Origin of the sequence: Pedobacter aquae (genome assembly GCF_008195825.1) — a bacterium.
GTDB classification, from domain to species: Bacteria; Bacteroidota; Bacteroidia; order Sphingobacteriales; family Sphingobacteriaceae; genus Pseudopedobacter; species Pseudopedobacter aquae.
The window spans coordinates 2,443,589-2,462,806 of record NZ_CP043329.1 but is presented as its reverse complement, the minus strand read 5'-3'; the positions used below and the strand labels follow the sequence as shown (position 1 = coordinate 2,462,806).

26 protein-coding genes and 1 tRNA gene are annotated in these 19,218 nt (G+C 33.2%); 14 read left to right on the top strand and 13 right to left on the bottom strand.

Annotated elements, in window-relative coordinates:
- Nucleotides 1-21: 21 nt before the first annotated feature.
- Entirely contained in the window at nucleotides 22-1,506 is a 1,485-nt protein-coding gene (locus tag FYC62_RS10810; RefSeq protein ID WP_149074941.1) for a phytoene desaturase family protein, read from the bottom strand.
- Nucleotides 1,507-1,655: 149 nt separating this feature from the next.
- Here FYC62_RS10810 and FYC62_RS10805 point away from each other — a divergent pair, with 149 nt between their 5' ends.
- Genes FYC62_RS10805 through FYC62_RS10790 form a run of 4 tightly spaced genes read left to right on the top strand, consistent with a single transcriptional unit; the run spans nucleotide 1,656 to nucleotide 3,977 of the window.
- Nucleotides 1,656-2,489, top strand: a complete 834-nt coding sequence (locus tag FYC62_RS10805; protein WP_149074940.1) for a phytoene/squalene synthase family protein — start codon at nucleotides 1,656-1,658, stop codon at nucleotides 2,487-2,489.
- A gap of 34 nt (nucleotides 2,490-2,523) precedes the next feature.
- Nucleotides 2,524-3,051, top strand: coding sequence for a hypothetical protein (locus FYC62_RS10800; RefSeq protein WP_039454357.1), 528 nt, complete (start codon nucleotides 2,524-2,526; stop codon nucleotides 3,049-3,051).
- Nucleotides 3,052-3,738: a lycopene cyclase domain-containing protein gene (locus FYC62_RS10795; protein WP_149074939.1), complete on the top strand. Its 687-nt coding sequence runs from the start codon at nucleotides 3,052-3,054 to the stop codon at nucleotides 3,736-3,738.
- Nucleotides 3,735-3,977 (top strand): cytochrome b5 domain-containing protein, encoded by a 243-nt coding sequence (locus FYC62_RS10790; protein WP_039454355.1) that lies wholly within the window; start codon nucleotides 3,735-3,737, stop codon nucleotides 3,975-3,977. The genes FYC62_RS10795 and FYC62_RS10790 overlap by 4 nt, the downstream gene beginning before the upstream one ends.
- Here the strand turns inward: FYC62_RS10790 and FYC62_RS17840 are convergent.
- Genes FYC62_RS17840 through FYC62_RS10775 form a run of 4 tightly spaced genes read right to left on the bottom strand, consistent with a single transcriptional unit; the run spans nucleotide 3,974 to nucleotide 6,149 of the window.
- Nucleotides 3,974-4,225 carry a shikimate kinase gene (locus FYC62_RS17840; protein WP_262713554.1) on the bottom strand — a complete coding sequence of 84 codons (252 nt, stop codon included), beginning with the start codon at nucleotides 4,223-4,225 and terminating at the stop codon, nucleotides 3,974-3,976. The two genes, FYC62_RS10790 and FYC62_RS17840, sit on opposite strands and share 4 nt — an antisense overlap.
- A gap of 5 nt (nucleotides 4,226-4,230) precedes the next feature.
- On the bottom strand, nucleotides 4,231-4,491 hold the full coding sequence (locus FYC62_RS17835; RefSeq protein WP_262713553.1) for a shikimate kinase: 261 nt from the start codon (nucleotides 4,489-4,491) through the stop codon (nucleotides 4,231-4,233).
- 2 nt (nucleotides 4,492-4,493) lie between these two features.
- Entirely contained in the window at nucleotides 4,494-5,654 is a 1,161-nt protein-coding gene (locus FYC62_RS10780; RefSeq protein ID WP_149074938.1) for a BT_3928 family protein, read from the bottom strand.
- 18 nt (nucleotides 5,655-5,672) lie between these two features.
- Nucleotides 5,673-6,149 carry a DUF1599 domain-containing protein gene (locus FYC62_RS10775; RefSeq protein ID WP_052177009.1) on the bottom strand — a complete coding sequence of 159 codons (477 nt, stop codon included), beginning with the start codon at nucleotides 6,147-6,149 and terminating at the stop codon, nucleotides 5,673-5,675.
- Nucleotides 6,150-6,294: 145 nt separating this feature from the next.
- Between FYC62_RS10775 and folP the strand changes: the two genes are divergently transcribed.
- From folP to FYC62_RS10755, 4 genes are read left to right on the top strand one after another with little or no spacing between them, the layout of a single operon-like run.
- Nucleotides 6,295-7,191, top strand: a complete 897-nt coding sequence (gene folP / locus FYC62_RS10770; protein ID WP_317131487.1) for a dihydropteroate synthase — start codon at nucleotides 6,295-6,297, stop codon at nucleotides 7,189-7,191.
- 51 nt (nucleotides 7,192-7,242) lie between these two features.
- Nucleotides 7,243-8,034, top strand: coding sequence for a diadenylate cyclase CdaA (gene cdaA / locus FYC62_RS10765; protein ID WP_039454351.1), 792 nt, complete (start codon nucleotides 7,243-7,245; stop codon nucleotides 8,032-8,034).
- 27 nt (nucleotides 8,035-8,061) lie between these two features.
- A complete protein-coding gene (locus FYC62_RS10760; protein ID WP_168199427.1) occupies nucleotides 8,062-8,736 on the top strand; it encodes a metallophosphoesterase family protein in 675 nt (224 codons plus the stop codon).
- Nucleotides 8,733-8,993, top strand: coding sequence for a (2Fe-2S) ferredoxin domain-containing protein (locus tag FYC62_RS10755; RefSeq protein ID WP_149074935.1), 261 nt, complete (start codon nucleotides 8,733-8,735; stop codon nucleotides 8,991-8,993). Before FYC62_RS10760 ends, FYC62_RS10755 begins: the two co-directional genes overlap by 4 nt.
- 35 nt (nucleotides 8,994-9,028) lie before the next feature.
- On the opposite strand, the gene FYC62_RS10750 is transcribed toward FYC62_RS10755, so the two are convergent.
- Together FYC62_RS10750 and FYC62_RS10745 are read right to left on the bottom strand one after the other, a co-directional pair.
- On the bottom strand, nucleotides 9,029-9,565 hold the full coding sequence (locus tag FYC62_RS10750; RefSeq protein WP_149074934.1) for a ferritin: 537 nt from the start codon (nucleotides 9,563-9,565) through the stop codon (nucleotides 9,029-9,031).
- 81 nt (nucleotides 9,566-9,646) lie between these two features.
- Nucleotides 9,647-9,994, bottom strand: a complete 348-nt coding sequence (locus tag FYC62_RS10745) for a hypothetical protein (protein ID WP_149074933.1) — start codon at nucleotides 9,992-9,994, stop codon at nucleotides 9,647-9,649.
- Between the two features lie 282 nt (nucleotides 9,995-10,276).
- Here FYC62_RS10745 and FYC62_RS10740 point away from each other — a divergent pair, with 282 nt between their 5' ends.
- From FYC62_RS10740 to FYC62_RS10720, 5 genes are all read left to right on the top strand, one after another.
- Entirely contained in the window at nucleotides 10,277-10,966 is a 690-nt protein-coding gene (locus tag FYC62_RS10740) for a response regulator transcription factor (protein WP_149074932.1), read from the top strand.
- Complete coding sequence (locus FYC62_RS10735; RefSeq protein WP_149074931.1) at nucleotides 10,963-12,330, top strand: HAMP domain-containing sensor histidine kinase; 1,368 nt, start codon at nucleotides 10,963-10,965, stop codon at nucleotides 12,328-12,330. Before FYC62_RS10740 ends, FYC62_RS10735 begins: the two co-directional genes overlap by 4 nt.
- A 101-nt stretch (nucleotides 12,331-12,431) precedes the next feature.
- On the top strand, nucleotides 12,432-13,217 hold the full coding sequence (locus FYC62_RS10730; RefSeq protein WP_149074930.1) for a prohibitin family protein: 786 nt from the start codon (nucleotides 12,432-12,434) through the stop codon (nucleotides 13,215-13,217).
- Between the two features lie 39 nt (nucleotides 13,218-13,256).
- Entirely contained in the window at nucleotides 13,257-13,934 is a 678-nt protein-coding gene (locus FYC62_RS10725; RefSeq protein ID WP_052177007.1) for a leucine-rich repeat domain-containing protein, read from the top strand.
- Between the two features lie 34 nt (nucleotides 13,935-13,968).
- The gene (locus tag FYC62_RS10720; RefSeq protein ID WP_205943711.1) at nucleotides 13,969-14,751 is read left to right on the top strand and encodes a carbonic anhydrase; all 783 of its coding nucleotides are present in this window, start codon (nucleotides 13,969-13,971) and stop codon (nucleotides 14,749-14,751) included.
- Between the two features lie 279 nt (nucleotides 14,752-15,030).
- On the opposite strand, the gene FYC62_RS10715 is transcribed toward FYC62_RS10720, so the two are convergent.
- On the bottom strand, nucleotides 15,031-15,951 hold the full coding sequence (locus FYC62_RS10715; RefSeq protein ID WP_149074929.1) for a PfkB family carbohydrate kinase: 921 nt from the start codon (nucleotides 15,949-15,951) through the stop codon (nucleotides 15,031-15,033).
- Between the two features lie 99 nt (nucleotides 15,952-16,050).
- Here FYC62_RS10715 and FYC62_RS10710 point away from each other — a divergent pair.
- A tRNA-Asn gene (locus FYC62_RS10710) sits at nucleotides 16,051-16,124 on the top strand.
- Between the two features lie 254 nt (nucleotides 16,125-16,378).
- On the opposite strand, the gene FYC62_RS17125 is transcribed toward FYC62_RS10710, so the two are convergent.
- The 5 genes from FYC62_RS17125 to FYC62_RS10690 form a co-directional block, all read right to left on the bottom strand.
- Nucleotides 16,379-16,537: a hypothetical protein gene (locus FYC62_RS17125; RefSeq protein ID WP_168199426.1), complete on the bottom strand. Its 159-nt coding sequence runs from the start codon at nucleotides 16,535-16,537 to the stop codon at nucleotides 16,379-16,381.
- A 191-nt stretch (nucleotides 16,538-16,728) separates the two neighbouring features.
- The gene (locus tag FYC62_RS10705; protein WP_039454344.1) at nucleotides 16,729-17,160 is read right to left on the bottom strand and encodes a hypothetical protein; all 432 of its coding nucleotides are present in this window, start codon (nucleotides 17,158-17,160) and stop codon (nucleotides 16,729-16,731) included.
- A 100-nt stretch (nucleotides 17,161-17,260) separates the two neighbouring features.
- Nucleotides 17,261-18,172, bottom strand: coding sequence for an IS982 family transposase (locus tag FYC62_RS10700; protein ID WP_149073630.1), 912 nt, complete (start codon nucleotides 18,170-18,172; stop codon nucleotides 17,261-17,263).
- A gap of 116 nt (nucleotides 18,173-18,288) precedes the next feature.
- Nucleotides 18,289-18,660: a helix-turn-helix domain-containing protein gene (locus FYC62_RS10695; protein ID WP_149074928.1), complete on the bottom strand. Its 372-nt coding sequence runs from the start codon at nucleotides 18,658-18,660 to the stop codon at nucleotides 18,289-18,291.
- Nucleotides 18,650-19,147: a hypothetical protein gene (locus FYC62_RS10690; RefSeq protein WP_149074927.1), complete on the bottom strand. Its 498-nt coding sequence runs from the start codon at nucleotides 19,145-19,147 to the stop codon at nucleotides 18,650-18,652. Before FYC62_RS10690 ends, FYC62_RS10695 begins: the two co-directional genes overlap by 11 nt.
- Nucleotides 19,148-19,218 lie beyond the last annotated feature (71 nt).

The window sequence follows — 19,218 nt, the reverse complement described above, 5'->3', positions numbered from 1 at the left end:
TTTTACTTCTTTATTTTCTACCTAAATTCCTTTAAAATATTTATCAGCTTCTGATGCTGCAACTTGTCCAGAAATTAGGGATGGTGGTACACCTGGTCCTGGAACGGTAAGTTGGCCAGTAAACAATAGGTTAGTTACTTTTTTAGCTCGCATAGCAGGTTTAAAGAATGCTGTTTGCGCTAAAGTATTAGCTAAACCATAGGCATTACCTTTATAAGAATGATAATCTTTCTTGAAATCTTCCATAGCATAGCTTCTTTTGATGATTTCATGTCCCCTAACTTTTTGTTTAGTGATATTCTCAAACCTATCCATGATGATGTTATAATATTTTTCTCTTAATTCATCAGAATCTTCTAAGCCTGGGGCTAGCGGTATCAAGAAAAACAAGTTTTCTTTTCCTTCTGGTGCTACGGTATCATCTGTTTGCGATGGACAACAAGCGTAAAACAAGGGTTTGGTAGGCCATTTAGGAGTGGTATAAATTTCTTTAGCGTGTTGGTCTAAATCTTCATCAAAAAATAAATTATGATGTTTAATACCTTCCAGTTTTTTATCTAAACCAATGTAAAACAGTAAAGATGAAGGAGACATGGTTCTTTTATCCCAATACTCGGCAGTATAATTTCTGTTCTTTGGTTCTAGAAGTTGCTGGTCGGTATGTTCGTAATCTGCGCCAGAAATAACAAAATCTGCTTCAATATTTCCTTTGTTTGTAACTAAAGTTGTAGCCTTGTTTTTGTCTACTGCAATTTTTTCAACTTCTGTATTTAGCAATATTTCTACACCTTGTTCTTCGGCAAGCTTAGTCATGGCTTTTACAATTTGATTCATGCCACCCATTGGGTACCAAGTGCCCATGGCTAAATCGGCATAATTCATTAAGCTGTACATGGCTGGTATTTTTTGTGCTGTAGCGCCTAAAAACAAAACCGGAAACTCTAAGAGTTGTATCAGTTTTGGGTTTTTGAAGTACTTTCTTACATGAGAGCTCATAGGTTTAAGCATATGAATACGTAAGCTTTCCAGCATCATTCTTAAATCTATAAACTCGGTAATAGAGTGCGAAGGTCTAAAAACATAATCGCTCATGGCGGTTTTGTACTTATAAGCCGCTTGCTCCATAAATTTTCTTAAACCAATGCTGCTTCCTGGCTCGTACTTTTCAAATAAAGCTTCTAGTTCTTGCATATTGGCCGGGATATTCATGATTTCATCCTCACCAAAATAAATTCTATAACCGGGGTCTAATTGAATAAGCTGATAATAATCTTTAACACTTTTACCAAATAGGTTGAAATAGTTCTCAAAAATATCTGGCATCCAATACCAGCTTGGTCCCATATCAAAAGTAAAACCTTCGGTTTGCCAAATTCTCGCTCGGCCACCAGTTTGGTCGTTTTTTTCTATTAAAGTTACCTGATAGCCTTTTTTAGCCAATACTGTTGCCGCAGCCAAACCAGAAAAACCTGCGCCAATAACTGCAATTTTAGATTGAGTACCCATGTTAAAAGTAAAATTCAAAATAAGCTAATTTGTTTTACAATTTCTTGATTTCTGCTTTTTATTAGCTTAGCAATAAATCATCATAACCTTGGGCAAACAAAATCTGTAAGATTTTGTAATCTGATTATATTTTACAATTTTAGCTCTTGATGGATTTATACACCCAAACCTGCCTAGATTGCAGTAAAATTATTACCAATAACTACAGTACTTCTTTTAGTTTGGGTATTAAGGCTTTTGATAAAAAATTTAGAGAACCTATTTATGCCATCTATGGTTTTGTGCGTTTTGCTGATGAAATTGTTGATACTTTTCATGATCAAGACAAAGAAAGCTTAATTGCCCAGTTTAGAAAAGATACAGTTGAAGCTATAGAACGTAAAATTAGCCTGAATCCGGTATTACATGCCTTCCAACTAGTGGTAAATAAATATCATATTGAGTTTCATTTAATGGATGCTTTTCTTAAATCTATGGAAATGGATTTAGACAAAACCCGTTATACCGATGATAGCTACAAGGAGTACATTTATGGCTCGGCAGAAGTAGTAGGTTTAATGTGTTTAAGAGTTTTTTGTGAAGGCAATCATCAGCTTTACGATGCGCTATTACCAAAAGCAAGAAGTTTGGGTTCTGCTTTTCAGAAAATTAATTTTTTAAGAGATATTAAATCTGATTTCGAGGAAAGAGGAAGAACGTATTTTCCTGGTATTGATTTTACAAAATTTACTGAGGCTGATAAACAAGAAATAGAAAAAGATATCAAAGCAGATTTTGATGATGCTTTAGAAGGGATAAAACAACTTCCGCAAGGTTCTAAACTGGGGGTTTACATTGCCTATGTTTATTATCTTAAATTATTCGAGAAAATCAAAGCTACATCGGCCCAAACCATAGCAAATAAAAGAATACGTATTCCAGATACACAAAAGATATTCTTAATGGCACAAGCATTAATTAAAGACAAACTAAACTTTGTTTAAAGTTTTTGCGTTTGTTATAGAAGAATAAAAAATTATGAAAAATATTGTCTTTTGCTTTCTGTTTTTAGCTTGTTTTACGGTTAAAGGTTTTGCTTATGATCTTCAAAAAATAAGGAAAGATTATATAGAAGCTATTAAAGATGCCGATGCTGCCGATAAACTCTACAAAGAATTAAAAGCAATTAAAAATCCTAGTCCGTTAATATTGGCTTATTTAGGTTCTGCTGATGCTGTTAGGGCAAAACATTCTTGGAATCCGGTTAATAAAATGGCTTTCTTAAAGCAAGGTTGCAAAACCATTGATAGGGCTGTTGAATTAAGCCCCAACCAGCTTGAAATACGTTTTCTAAGATTTAGTTTAGAGCATTTTTTACCGCCATTTTTAGGCTATAGCAAACATCTTGAAATAGATAAAAAGAAGATATTAGAATTGGTACAGAAATCTAACGTACAAGCTTTACATGTAGATGAAAACATCTTGAAAAATATGGTCAATTTTATGATTGATAGTAAAAGATGTACCGATAATGAAGTAAGTGTTTTAAGAAAAGTATTAGCATAAATGGATAGTAAACTGAGTTATCTGCTCATCAATATTTCAACTGTTTTCTTTCCTATTCTTTTATCATTTGATAAAAAAGTACATTATTATAAAAAGTGGAGATTTATCATGCCTGGCTTATTCATCACTGGGCTTTTATATCTTCTTTGGGATTATATTTTTACCATTAACCAAGTTTGGTCTTTTAATGATGATTATATTCTTGGAATCCGGTTTTTTGATTTACCGCTAGAGGAAATCATGTTTTTTATCACCATTCCTTTTGCTTGTATTTTTATATATGAGTGTTTAATAGCTTATTTTAAGATTGAAATCTCTGCCAAAATTGTAAATGCTATTAGCTGGTTGCTGGTTATTTTATGTGTTATCATGCTGGTGCTATTTCATGATAGAATTTACAGTTTGGTAAATTTTAGCACCCTTTTAGTAGTTTTACTCTATACCCTTTTTGCTAAAACGCATTTAAATATGGGCAAATTTTATATAGCTTATGTGGTTTCTTTATTGCCTTTTTATATTGTAAATGGGATATTAACATCTATACCTATTGTGATGTATAATAATGCGGAAAATATGGGTTTTAGAGTTGGAACTATTCCTTTCGAGGATCATTTTTATTCGATGTCTTTATTTTTGATGAATTTGCTTTTCTTTGAATTCTTTAGAAATAAGAAACAAGCTGCATGATAGAAGAAGAATTGCCTGTTTATACCAAATCTCAGTTAGCTTTAAGAAACGGACAAGATAAGCCGCAAATATGGGTTGCTTATTTGGGTTTAATTTATGATGTAAGCCAAAGCAGATTATGGCTAAAAGGCAAACATTATGAGCATTGGGCTGGTCAAGATTTAACTGCCGAGCTAAAAGATGCGCCACATACAGAACAGGTTTTTGAGCGCTTTAAAGTTATCGGCAAACTGGCTTAAACCAGTTTGATGTCTTTCTTTTCTAGTTCTTCCAATAAAATTTCTGGCGTTAAGCTTACACCATGTAAAGAAATTTGGGCTTTTTCATAAAATGGTCTGCGTTCTTTTAGTTTGTCTTCAATAAATAAAACCAGTTCATCAAAGCTTTTACCTTTTATTAATGGTCGTTCTGTTTTGGCGTTTATCAATCTATCTGCTAAAATTTTAACAGGTGGGTCAATAAAAATAGTTAAACCATTGGCGTTCATCCAATCTATATTATCAAAAAACAAGGCGCCCCACCACCGGTAGAAATAATAGCATCATCAGCTATAGCGCTATTTTGTAATAAGTTACGCTCAATTTCTCTAAAACCATTTTCGCCTAGCTCAGCAAAAATTTCAGGAACAGTTTTATGCTGTGTGCTTTCTATTAAAGTATCTAAATCAATAAAAGGACGGTTTATTTTGGCAGAAAGGTTTTTACCCATTCTTGTTTTTCCGCAACCCATAAAACCTATTAAGAATATCTTCATCTTTAGTTTTTGCTCAAGTATTGTGCTACCAAATCATCATAACTAGGTAAAGCACTTGCCGGCCATTTATTAATAATTGTTCCGTTTTTTAAAAGCATTAAACCGGGATTTGCTCTTACCATACTTTTAAGAGGTACAGCATCGGCATAAAAAAACTCCATCACCAGTTTATTTTCTTTGATAAATTTTTCTGCATCCGTAGCAGAGTTTGCCGTTAACCAAACCGTACGGATATTAAAATTTTCCGCCGCATTTATCGCCAAAGCATTAATATCGCCAGCGGCTTTTTTATTAGCTTTATCTAGCCTCCAGCCAACAGCAACTAAATTATAATAAGGGTTTTCTATCAATTCTTTGGTATAGCTTACCCCTTGCGAATCGTAAATATTTAAATCGCTTATTTTAGGTTGATAGCCTTCTTTAACAAGTTTTGGTTCTGATGAGCTGATTAATTCCCAATCCGGATTTTCATATATTTTAGTTTCCAGATACTTTTTATCACTCATTTCCTGCTGTTCACCAGTTTTCTTATTTTTTAAGGTGTAAATAATTTCATACTCGTTTTGTGGTGCACCTTCAGGAATACGCATCGCATCCGGGATATTAGCACCAACTTTATAAGGTAAAAAATCTATAATAGGCAAATATGCATAGGTATAAATGCCAAATAATATGGTTAAGCCGATGGTTAAAGAGATAATGGCTGTTCTGCCAGGTTTCTCTGCTGATACAGGCTTGATATACGCTTTATTAAAGAAGATGTAAATGATAAAGACCAATAAAATCAAATCTTTGCTGAAAGATTGCCAAGGCGTTAAAGGTATGGCATCTCCAAAGCAGCCACAGGTTTTAACAACATTAAAAGCTGCCGAGTAAAAAGTTAAGAAAGTGAAAAATATAATCAGTAGCAATAAGCCCCAACTTACTTTTTTAGAAGATATCCCAGTTAATAAAAATACGCCTAAAACCACTTCAAGCGCACATAAAAAGATGGATAGATATACAGAAAATGGATTTAAAAAAACTACATGAAACACTTCAAAGTATTCTTCTAATTTGTAAGAAAAGCCTAAAGGGTCGTTTAATTTAATGAGTCCTGAGAAAATAAAAAGGAGCCCAACAAATATCCGACTAAATAAAAGGATGTGTTTTTGATATAACATAGGTTAAGAACTTATCGGTTAAGACAATTTAATCAGTGCAAAAATAGCGTAGTTCATCATATCTTGGTAATTGGCTTTTACACCTTCAGATGCCTCTGTTTGCCCTTGGTTATCTTCAATTTGTTTTACGCGTAAAATCTTCATCAAAATTAAATCTGTTAAAGAGCTTACACGCATATCTCTCCAAGCTTCACCATAATCATGGTTTTTGGCAAACATAAGTTCTTTTGTTTCGGTAACTTTTTGGTCAAAATTAACTTCCACAATGCTCGGTTCAAGCTCGGTGGCAGCATTTTCATCAAGCTCTAGCTGTATCATGGCTATAATGCAGTAATTGATAATGCCCATGTATTCTCCCTTAATATCATCACCAACTTTACTAACTTTTTTCTCTTCTAAAGTTCTAATTCTTTGCGCTTTAATAAAAATCTGATCGGTTATAGAAGATGGACGTAAAATTCTCCAAGCTGTACCATAATCACGAGTTTTTTTCATGAAAAGGTCTTTACATACTTTTATTACTGCGTCGTATTGTGTTGATGTTTGAGCTGCCAATCTGATATAGGGTTTATTTAAATAGTAAAATTATGGCTATTTTGTTGCTTTTAAAAATTATGCCCTTTATTTATCATCATTATAGATGAAAGAGGGCTTTGTTTTGTTAGCATTTAAAATAATGGTTAAAGATACAAGGCTTCTGGTAAAAAACACATTAAATATTGGCGGCGAATTGGTGGACTTAAACGAGCCAAAAGTGATGGGAATTATCAATATTACGCCAGATTCTTTTTTTTCTGGGAGTAGAGTTAATACCAACTATGAAATTCTTAAACAAGCAGAAAAAATGCTTACCGAAGGGGCAGATTTTTTAGATTTGGGAGCCTATTCATCTAGACCAGGGGCGCAAGACATAAGCGAAGCCGAGGAAGAAGCAAGACTTTTACCAGCAGTAGCACTCATTAGCAAAGAATTTAAGCAAGCTTTTATTTCTATTGATACCTTTAGGGCAAGAGTAGCAGAAAAAGCCATACATGCTGGGGCACATATCATTAACGATATATCAGGAGGTAATTTTGATCCAAAGATGTTTGAAACTGTAGGGAAATTAAAAGTCCCTTACATCTTAATGCATATGAAAGGTACGCCTCAAAATATGCAATCGCAAAATCACTATGATGATATGATGGAAGAGATGATGTATTATTTTTCAACCAAAATTCAGCAATTGAAGGCTTACGGAGTGCATGATATCATCATAGACCCCGGCTTTGGTTTTGCAAAAGATATTACCCAAAACTTTAGTTTATTAAAGCATCTAGCTACATTTAAAATATTGGGTTTCCCAGTTTTGGCAGGTCTTTCCAGAAAATCTATGGTTTGGAAAACGCTTAATACCACGGCAGACGAAGCATTAAATGGTACCACAGTTTTAAATACTATAGCATTACAAAATGGGGCAGCTATTTTAAGAGTTCATGATGTGAAGGCGGCAAAAGAGAGCATTAGCCTTTACCAAAGCTATCTAAAAGCGCAATAGCCGCCATTTTTCAATAATTTTTGATAAATTACAAGAGTACAATATTAAAATATGGATTTTCTCGACTTTAGCTTCTTAAAACTTACGGTATTAGATGTAATAGATATCCTTTTAGTAGCTGTTATCATTTATTATATCTATAATTTAATAAGGGGAACTATTGCCGTTAATATTTTTATAGGTTTCATCCTTATTTATGTTGTTTATTTTGTGGTAGAGCAACTGAATATGAAATTGCTTGCTGGTATTTTAGGCAGTTTTGTTAGCGTAGGCTTTATTGCTTTAATTATTGTTTTTCAGCAAGAGTTTAGGCGGTTTTTACTTACTATCGGTAAAAATATATCTCTAAAAAATAAGATTTGGCTAAAGCTGATGTTTGGCAAAGAAGAGCTGGAGAAAAACAATATGGCCAAAATTAAACCTATTATTGATGCCTGTAAATCTATGAAAAAGACCAGAACAGGAGCTTTAATTGTCTTTGCAAAATATTTTGATCAGGATGCTTTTGCCAATAGCGGTGAAATGATGGATGCAAAAATCTCAAAACGGTTACTAGAAAGTATTTTTCAAAAAAACAGCCCCCTGCATGATGGTGCTGTTATCATATCAGAAAATAAAATAAAATCTGCCAGCTGTATTTTACCCTTAACAGAAAATGATAAGTTGCCACCACAATTTGGATTAAGACACCGGGCTGGAATAGGGGTAACAGAATCTAGCGAAGCTACTGCATTAATCGTTTCTGAAGAAACAGGAGAAATTTCTTATGCACAGCAGGGTAGGGTTAAAATGAATATTAGTTTTACTGATTTGGAACGTTTGTTGAACAAGGATTTTAATTAAAATCTTTCACACAAGTTCATGCCGAAAATGAAAAAAGAACACTTTATTGTAGGAGACGTTCATGGGTGTTTACATACTTTACAAGCTTTGTTAAAAAAGTGGAAACCCAATACGCAACAGCTTATTTTTGTTGGAGATTTGGTAGACCATGGAAATTTTTGTCCGCAAGTAGTAGAACTAGCTTTTAAACTTAAAGATGAAGAACCTGATAGCGTTTTAATTAGGGGTAACCATGAAGAGTATTTTTACAAACATGTACTCAGTCAATATAACGAAGAGTGGTTTCAGAAATCTGGAGAGCAAACATTTTCTCAATACTTATATCACGGAAGAAGAATAGAGCCTGATGCGGAGTTGTTTAAAAAAATGCCTTTATATTACCAAACGCCGTATTTATTAGTGAGTCATGCAGGGGTTGGTGAAACAGCAGAGCCTTTTAATCCGGATAATGTAGATAGTGTTTTATACCAAAGAAATGGCATAAGAAAACTTGAACAGTTACAGGTTTACGGGCATACACCGGTAGAGAAAGCCCGGTATGATGAAGCTACCCATGCTATTTGTATAGATACTGGTGCATATAAATGCAACAAACTTTCTGCAATAGTTGTTAATACTAAAGGAGATATTAAAGATTTAATAGAGCAAAAAACACATCATAACGATGAGGTAAGTTGCGAAGAAAAAAATACAATAGCATGAGTAAATTTTACGAACCAGAAAACATCATTTACGTTTGTACCGGAAGCAAATGCGCTAAAAAGGGCGGTAAAGACTGCTATAAATCTTTAAAATCTTATGTAAAACATACAGATACAGAAGTTATTAGGATAGAATGTACCGATAGATGCAAATTTGCCCCTGTTTTAAACCTGCAACCTCAAAATATCTGGCTTAAAGAATATACAGAAAAGCAAGTTTTCAAAACTTTAGAAGAGCTTAAACTAAAAAAGCGATAATTTCTTATCGCTTTTTTAATAATGGTTTAAAGCTTTTAAGATTCTTCGCCTTCGCTATATTTTATTTTAGCTATATGTCTATCAATTTCCCAACGACCAGTTCCGGCTTCGCCAATTAAATCAAACAATTCTAAAGCTCTTCTTGCTTTAAACTCTTCTTCGCGTTGCTCTTTAAAGAACCAGTTTAAAAACTCTAAGGTTACAAAATCTTGCTCTTTATGGCATTTTGCAGCAATGTTTTTGAAAGATTGTGTAATAGCTATTTCTTGCTCTAAAGCTTCTTCAAAAACTTCTCTGAAGCTCATGTACTCTATTTTGATATTATTGATATCTGGCGATATAGCCGTACCACCCATATCTAAAACATAATGAAATAATTTCATTTGGTGCTTGCGCTCTTCTTCTGATTGATCATAGAAATATTGAGCCGAACTATCAAAACCATTTCTATCACACCAAGAAGCCATAGCTAAATATAGAGATGATGAATGAGCTTCTTTTTTTATTTGCTGATTTAAGCTGCTTTCTATCTCGGTAGAAAGTAAACTTTTATGACGTACTAAATCTTTCATGACGTAAATTTTTATATCCTAAATATAGCAAATATTACACCGTAGGCAGATTAGAAAAGTAATTTGGAGTTAATCTAATTATCAGATAACCCTTTGAAGGCAATCTTTAATGGCACTATTTAGGTTAAACATAGTAAAAGTGCCATGCAATAAATTTTTAAGACCTAAAATCTCATGAATATCTAGTACAAAGCAATCCTCGGCGCCACACAAGAAAATAATTTCTAAACCAGAGTGGCTGGCATCAGTCATTTTAGCTAAATCAACCTGATGGATAACTTTGTTTAGCCTTTGCAAACAAGGATATTTATACGTAACCGTTTTGCCAGAGAATGTTAAAGTAAGTAAATCTGTTCTAGGGCAATGACTAATAGAACCAAAATTGGTGCTAAAGACTTCTGTTTGTGTAATTTCCGCTAGTTGATTCATGAGGACTCAAATTTCTGTTTTATTTAGAACTAATCCAAATTAATTTTAAAATGATTCTAAATAATTTTTTTGAATGATGATGAACATTACGAAAGAAATGTAGTTATTTGAGCATAGAGCCCTAGATTTAGAATTTGACTCAAACGGGAAATTAAATTCTAATATATTTCTAAGGTTGATATAATTTCTACCTAATTTAATCAACTAGTTTTATGTTGTTTTTGAAGGTGATGTTAAAACTTAAGTTTCAATCTTCAAGAAGCACCTTAACGCTAAACAAACATGGTAGAACGAAAAAATATATTAATTGTAGAAGATGAAACTAAAGTAGCGGCCTTTATCCATAAGGGTTTGCAAACTCAAGATTTCTCTAGTGATATTGCAGATTGCGGTTTTCAGGCGCTTAATCTCTTCAACCAAAACCATTATGATTTGGTGATATTAGATATTGGTTTACCAGATATGAGTGGTTTAGCAGTTTGCGAGCAAATTAGAAAAAGTGATAGTAGAATTCCTGTTTTAATGTTAACTGCCATGGGTAGCTTAGCCGATAAATTATCGGGTTTTGAGGTTGGTACCAATGATTATTTGGTTAAACCTTTTGATTTTATGGAGCTTTTGGTTAGGGTAAAATCACTTCTAAAGTATTATCCCGAAAAGGTTAAACAACAAGAAATATTACAAGTAGCAGATTTAGAGCTTGATTTAAACGAAAAAATTGCCCGCAGAGCCGGAAAAGAAATAGAACTTACCGCCAGAGAATTTAGCTTATTAGAGTATTTAATGATTAACAAAGGTAAAGTAGTTTCTAAAATAGAGTTAGCAGAAAAAGTTTGGGATATTAATTTTGATACCAGAACCAATTTTGTTGAAGTTTATATCAATTACGTTCGTAATAAAGTAGATAAAGGGCATCTTAACAAACTTATTCATACTGTTGTAGGGATGGGTTATATCTTAAAACAGAAATGACAATCAGAACCAAGATGACGGTCTTATTTTTAAGTATCGTTACAGTTTTATTATTGGTTTTTTGTGTAACCATTTACTTTTTAAGTGATGTTTACCGGCAATCTGAGTTTGAAACTCGACTAAAAAGAGAAGCCTTAACTGCCGCTACCATTGTTTTTAACAAAGAAGAGGTAAGTCCTGATTTGTTGAAGATATTAACCCGCAATCAGATGACAGCCCTCAGCAAAGAAAATATTGTCATTCTTAACGCTCAGGATAAGGTTATTTACCAAAGCGGATTAAAAAACAATCTATACACACCATCTAAACTTGAAGAAATTAAACGTAATGAAGAACTTTTTTGGGAAGAAGGTGAAGTAGAAAAATTTGGAATAACTATTAAAAACAGAGCTCGTGATTATTTGGTTATTGTATCTGCGGTTGATAAATATGGCCTCAGTAAGCAACACAATTTAGCCATTTTATTAAGCTTTGGGAGTATTTTATTAATTGCCTTAAGTGCTATCCTAGGACGATTTTTTACCGGAGGCTTGCTTAAGCCTATGCAGCAAATGATTAAAGAAATAGATGCTATTAATGCATCTTATTTAAGTTTAAGACTTAGCCAAAGAGGTAATAAAGATGAATTGGGGCAATTGGCGCAGCGTTTTAACGAAATGCTAGACCGCTTACAAATAGCATTTCACAAGCAAAGGGCTTTTGTATCTCATGCTTCTCACGAGTTAAGAACTCCACTAACCGCTATTACTGGGCAAATACAAGTTTCTTTGCTTGCTAATGATAATATGGAGGAGTTGCGAACCATGGCGAAATCTGTTCTAGAAGATGTAAATCAACTTAATATCCTTACCAACAATTTATTAGAATTAAACAGTATTGATGTTGATGATATTAGAATTAAAGCAAGCTTGCTTAATGTGGTAGATTTATTACTACAAGCAAAATCTGAGGTCAGTCAAAAATACCCAGAGAGTAAGATTATTCTTCAAATTGATGACCACGAAGATTATTTGCCAGAAATTTACGCTAACGAGAGCTTAATATTTAGTGCTTTTATTAATCTTATTGAAAATGCTGTAAAATTTGCATCTGACCAAACTGCTCAGGTGAAATTACTAACTCTGCAAGATGGTATACAAATTAAGTTTCAGAATAAGATTTATACGCTAGTTAACCTAAATATGGATGTAATTTTTGATCCTTTTATTAGGGGCGCAAATTCTAAAAATGTAAAAGGACATGGCGTAGGTTTATCGCTCACTAAAAGAATTACCGATATCCATAAAGGTAATTTAGCTGTAAATCTTGAAGAATCTGACTTTGTAGAATTCATCCTGAAATTACCAAAAGGAAGCCCTTTGTAAATTCTAAGCTAATCCTAATATCGGCTTAAGTTTAGTCTAATAAGAGAAATTTATGTTTACACTATAAAGAAAAATGAATGTGTAATCTAAATTTTAATATAATGAAAACTAAAGTTATTTTATTCTCAGCATGCCTGGCAGTAGCATCTTTAAGTAGCTGTACCATTATTAAGCAAGGCGAAATTGGTGTTAAACGTTCTTTTGGTAAAATAAATCCAAAACCTTTAATGGAAGGCGCCAAAGTGTTTAATCCTTTTACAACAACAATTATCAAGCTTCCAACACGTACTATTAACATGGAGGTGCGTTTGCCATTGCCATCTAAAGAAGGTTTAACGGTACAGTCAGAAGTATCAATCTTATACAGATTGGTTGGTGATTACGGACCTAAAATCGTAGAGAACTTGGGTAAAAGTTATGAGCAGGTAGTTATCATACCGGTATTTAGATCTGCCGTGGCAGATATTTCTTCTCAATACTTTGCTAAAGATATGCATACCGGCCAAAGAACTTTGATAGAAAAATCTATTAAAGATTTAATGATGACGCAGTTACAAAGTAGAGGTTTTGTTATAGAATCTGTGTTATTAAAGAGCATAGTACTCCCTCCAGGTTTAACCAAAGCTATTGAAGAGAAATTAGAGGCAGAACAAGATGCGCAAAGAATGCAATTTATCTTAGATAAAGAACGCCAAGAAGCTACACGTAGAACTATTGAAGCAGAAGGTGTTAGAGATGCTCAAAAAATAATTTCAGAGGGTTTATCTCCAATGCTACTAAGATTTAAAGCTATCGAGGCCTTTAATAAGCTTTCTACATCTCCAAATGCTAAGACGATTATAACAGATGGAGATTCGCCTCTGATTTTAAATGCAGATGGTAAATAGCTTTAAGAATTTAAGACATCAATCTCTAATATAAAGATCATGGAATCTAAAAAAGGACCTTTCTTACAGCGTTTTACGGTGTATGATTACTTACAACTGCTTATCATTATGGTATGTATACTACTGGCTGTACTGCCTCACAAGGCTGATGCCCAAGTAGCAGTAAAAGAATATACTACGCTAGAGGAGGCTTTAAAGGAACCTGAAAAAGTGATTAGGTTAAACTTACAAAACCAACATCTTGATCATATAGAAGAGATTGCCAAATTCAAGAATCTACAATATTTAAATCTCAGGAACACTCATTTATCGAGTGTTCCACAAGAGATTACCACGCTAGAAAACTTAAAGGTGTTAGATATTGGTGATAATGAAATTGCATTACTCCCTAAAAACTTTGATGCTTTAAAAAATCTTACAGAGTTGTATCTGGATAAAGAAAAAAACTTACAGCTAGAGGAAGATTTAGAGATTTTAAGTAGGATGAAGAGCCTTAGAATTCTTCACTTAGAGAATAACGGAATTAGCACTTTACCAAAAAATATCAGCAAACTTCAAAAAATAGAGGCGCTGTATTTAGGTGATAATAAATTACAAACCATTCCGGTAGAGATTAAAGAACTTAAGAAATTAAAATTTCTTGATGTTCACCACAACCCCATTATTCCGACAGATGTAATTAAAAGGAATTACGGCGGACTAAAAATAAATTTTTAAACTCATTTAAACAGACACACTTAAAAGCATTACAATGAAAACAAATTATTATATCACCTTCCTGTTCTTGTTTATAGCAAGTTTAAGTTTACAAGCGCAACAAAGTAGAAAAAACAATAATAAAGCAGTTGCCAAAATAGATTCTGCAAAATGGAGAGCAGAGCATTATGTTATCAATAGAGATTCTGCTTACGCAGACCCACGCTTAGGATTAAAAAAACTAATGGGTGGTAATAAAAGATTTGTGGAAGGTAAAAGCATTAGACCAAGGCAAGATGCTAGAACTATTAAAGAATTAGAAAACGGTCAGAAACCTTTTGCCACTATTGTAGGCTGTTCTGATTCTAGAGTACCTAATGAGGTGATTTTTGATCAAGGTTTAGGAGATTTATTTATCATCCGTACAGCTGGGCAAGTTTCAGCAGCAGCATCTTACGGAAGTATGGAGTTTGCCACCCTAAAACTTAATACAAAGCTTATTGTAGTTTTAGGGCATACCGAGTGTGGTGCAGTTGCAGCAGCAGTACAGAGACCAGAAAATGTACCGGGACATATTGTTACCCTTATTAATGATATAAAACCAGCAGTTGCTAAATGTGCGCATTTACCGGGCGACCCAGTAAATAATGCAGTTCGCCAGAATGTGATAGAACAAGTAAACCATTTAAGAGATTTAGAACCTATTTTACACAAAAAGTATGTAGACGGAGAGATTATTATTGTAGGAGCCGTATATGATATACATACAGGTAAAGTAGAATTTTTACAAGAGACTTTATTGAATCTTCCTCAGAATAAAGTAAAAACAAAAGGTTAGTTCTTTTTTTAGGAGGTGGTCTTGATAAGCGAGACCGCCTCTTTTTTAAGCAACATTAAAAAAGTTTATCAGGTATAAAAGACTTTATTAAAGCTCCTTCATACTCCAAATAAATGCGATAAGTTAGTTAAGTGTTAAGAGGCAGTCTTGCCCATCAAGACTGTCTCTTTTTTAAAACATCAAGAAATTAAAGAGATACTTTATATCTTCTTCAAATAAAGTAAATACGATTGGTTAGTGTGTTAGAGGCGGTCTTGAAATTCAAGACTGCCTCTTTTTTTATTTAGAAATTACAAAGCTACTTAGCCTTACAAATTCTTGTACTCTAGCAGCTATTTCTTCCTGAGTTAAGTTTTTAATACGCTCTGTGCCAAATTTTTCTACGCAGAAAGATGCTAAGGCCGATCCATAAATGATTGCATTTTTCATATTATTGAAATTTACCGTACCTACTTGGGCCAAAAATCCAATAAAACCACCAGCAAAAGTATCACCAGCACCCGTTGGGTCAAAAACCTCAGCTAAAGGTAAAGCCGGAGCTGAAAATATTTGGTCTTCATGAAATAATAATGCGCCATGTTCTCCCTTTTTAATAATCAGATATTTAGGGCCCATGGTTAAGATTTTATTTGCCGCTTTAACCAAAGAATACTCACCAGATAACTGGCGGGCTTCTGCATCATTAATGGTTAAAACATCTACCATTTTAATGGTTTCCAATAAATCATCCATGGCAATATCCATCCAAAAATTCATGGTGTCCATTACAATCAGCTTGGGTTTATTTTTTAACCTTTTGATAACGGTTTGTTGTATTTGCGGCGTTAAATTACCCAACATTAAAAACTCGCAATCTTGGTAAGATTCTGGAATGATAGGGTCAAAATCAGCTAAAACATTTAACTCTGTAGCTAAAGTATCGCGGCTGTTCATATCATTATGGTATTTACCAGCCCAGAAAAAAGATTTCTCTCCTTTTTTTATTTGTAAGCCTTCTACATCAATACCATGCTCTTTAATGCTGTTGATGTCTTCTTCGTGGAAATCTTCACCTACAACCGCCACAATTTTTGTTTTTTTATAAAAGTAAGAGGCCGCTAAACTAGCATAAGTAGCTGCACCACCTACAATTTTATCGGTTTTACCAAACGGAGTTTCTATAGCATCAAAAGCCACAGTACCTATAACAACTAAGCTCATATATTATCTTCAAAAAAGTTTTTACAAATATTGCATAATAAATTTAAAATCCCGAATATTGCAGTCCCTTAACCAGGAGCATGTTGAAATGCTTAAAATTCCCGAATAGCTCAGCTGGTTAGAGCATCTGACTGTTAATCAGAGGGTCGCTGGTTCGAGCCCAGCTTCGGGAGCTCCTTAAAGCCTTACTAGAAATAGTGAGGCTTTTTGTTTGCATATAGAAATTGTAAAGGCACAAACAATTGTTTCTGGATTTTCGTCCAACGTGAAACAATATGATTTACCATTTAAATCATTCGAGTATGGAATACAATCGTTAAAAAAGAAATCGTTTAAATCCTCATGACCGCAATCAAAAGGTTTACAGGTTTCTAATATTTCTTGATTGAAAGGGCGGAAAGTGCAATTCTCTAATAGCAATGTTAAACTATTTAAGCTTTGCTTTTGCTAAAATTTTAGAAGCTTGTTCAGATTGCTTAGAGAAATCTATCGTTGCTTTTTTTGAGGACTGAGCGGTAGCGTTGCTAACAAAAGCACTTGCTTCTTGTGCTTTAAGAACAGGTATCGATCTGATTGTTAGTGCCATTATTACGTTTTGTTATTAGAATACAAATATATAACTTCTTTTAATTACCAATGTTACATTAAACCTCTTTCATTATACCCCAAACGCTATATGACTCATTTTAATAGCTGATGTCTATTGTCTCAAAGTTTGGTTCATATTTTAGTCTGCTTTTGTTTTTGGAAATTAACCTGTTGGAGGTAATGGAAATATTAATTTAAATCTTTATCCTCTTCTTTAAAAGCAGGGTCGATTAAAGGAAGTATAGCATTATGCAAAAACGTACCTCTGAAAGCCGAAAACATCATCCCTCGAGTTGTAGAAATACTAATTGAATTTAATGTTGAAATAAAAATATCTGGCAAATTCAATTTGCTTTCTTGGAAGTAGCTAACAAGATCTAACACTTTAAAAATAACTTGGGATTTAATTACACCTACTGCTTCTTCTGAATCTTCCACCAAAATATTTACGTGAGTTTTAACGATTAATATTTCCTTCCCGGGATCAAGTAAATGTTCCAGATTAAGATTAAACTTGAACACTTCTTTTTCAGAAATTGGTCTATTAGCAGGAACTTTAAATGAACTTTCTACTAATTCTACACCTTGTATCTGAAAACTTACTTTTTCTATCTCTAACATGGTAATGGTTTGGTGTTTTCTTGATGAAGTAAATTACCGGAGAAACTAAATTGAACAGGAGACCTTGAGAAAGAATTTATTAAATTAACGTGAGTTCGGTTTAAGCAGCTAAAAGGAGTTGTTTATCGTGATCTTCAAAAATAATATTAAGAGAAGGTTTTTTAGGGAAGAAATGATAAGCACAAAGCACCCCCATAGTATTCATCAAGAAGTTATTGATAGAACGATGACGAGTATGCTGGAGCTTGCAGATATTTTTTAGTTCATCATTAACACATTCGATAATAGCTCTTTTGCGAAGCATAATCTTATCAGCTTGTGAGATGTTAAATTCTTTCATGTTTTTACGAGGTTTAGTAATCATTTGGATACCATTTCCCCAAAGCAAATCAGCCAAAGCTTTAGATATGTATCCCTTATCACCAAATAATTTACCGAAAATATCTTGAGTCATAGAAGTCATCAGTTTAATGTTACGGTCGTCTACATTGCCCTTGGTAAGGTAGAAAGACAGTATTTCGCCTTTGTCGTTAATAATCAGATGTAGTTTGAATCCATAAAACCAACCAATAGAACATTGCCCCCGCTCTGCTACAGCAGCAAATACCTTGTGGTTGTGGATTCGCCGATTATGACAAACTTTAATATGTGTAGAATCAATAAAATTTATTCCTGCGGAACGTCCTAAACAGTGGGTTTTTAAGAACAGCATCATAGGTACTGCTACACGTTGTTGTAGTTCTACAAATCGGTTATAGGAAACAAGACCAGGGAAATGATCTTTATAATGCTGGCAAATAAATCCTAGATAAAAGTGTTTCAGATTAGTGTAATAACCACTATGAAAGGTAATCAATATGGTCATGATTTCACTATCAGCAAGTGATGCTTTTCTGTTTCTAACCTTATAATGACCTGCATCTAATTGATGTTTAACTATTTCAGCTTCAAATTCTTTGCAGAAATCATCAACTTTTACAAAAATTTCAATAATTTTATCAGAAGTAAGCATAAATTGTTGTTCTTAAATTTGTCACTTAAATATAACAAAATATGCTTACTTATTTGATAATCAGATGATTGTATTTTAAAATAATCCAAATTAATCTAACCTCTGTTATCCCGAACTCACGTTAAATTATTATTCCAAAAAGTTACTTCATCAATTTCTATAGTAGTTTCTACACTCCGCTTATAAATTATTGATTCTGGTTTTTGATCAACATTTAAAAGTTTAATGTTTAAAATATGTTCCAAATCAATAAGTGTATCGGTTGTGAAGTTGTGTGTCCCGCTTAGCCATTTACTAATAACAGAAGGTTGTTGCTTAACGATCTTAGCAAATTCACTTTTTTTCCAACCATTACTTTTAATGGCATCAGCAATTTTTGCAGCCAATTTCATTTTTGTGGTGGTTTTCTCGAAATCTTCCTGAGAGATTTCATCAAACATCTCATCAATAATATTACTATTATAAAGTTCTGGTTTGTTAGTTTTCATCGTCGTTAAAGTCTAAATCGCCTATAAAATCATGACCCGATTCAGTGAATCTGATGTCTTTGTCTTTAATGCGTTGAGTTATTTGTGCAGATATGGATCTAAGAAGATAATTTTCATCTTCTAATTTTTTAGTTTCTTGTAAAGCTCTCGTTGATTTTGATTTGAAGCCACCGCTTCCAAGTATGACAATTTGTGTACCATATTTAATGCAATACAATCTTAAATTACTATTAGGAAGGTCAAATAGTGCGCAAACACCATCCCCTGGTTTCCCCTCGAAATCTTTGAAGAAAATATCCCTAGCCCCAAGTTCTTTTCCTATACTATTTAAACGCTTAAAAATATCTATTGTTTCATCTTTAAATGAAATCATGTTTTCTTTCAAAAAATCATCAAACAGAGTAGATATTTCATTATTTATTACAATTGAATAAATAGATGCCATTTTTCCACTTAACTTTTCAAGTTTGACTATCTTATATTTCATTCAATTTGAGTTTGCAATGTTAATCAATTTCACTTAAAAGTGAAATTATTTTAAAATATAATTTACAACGA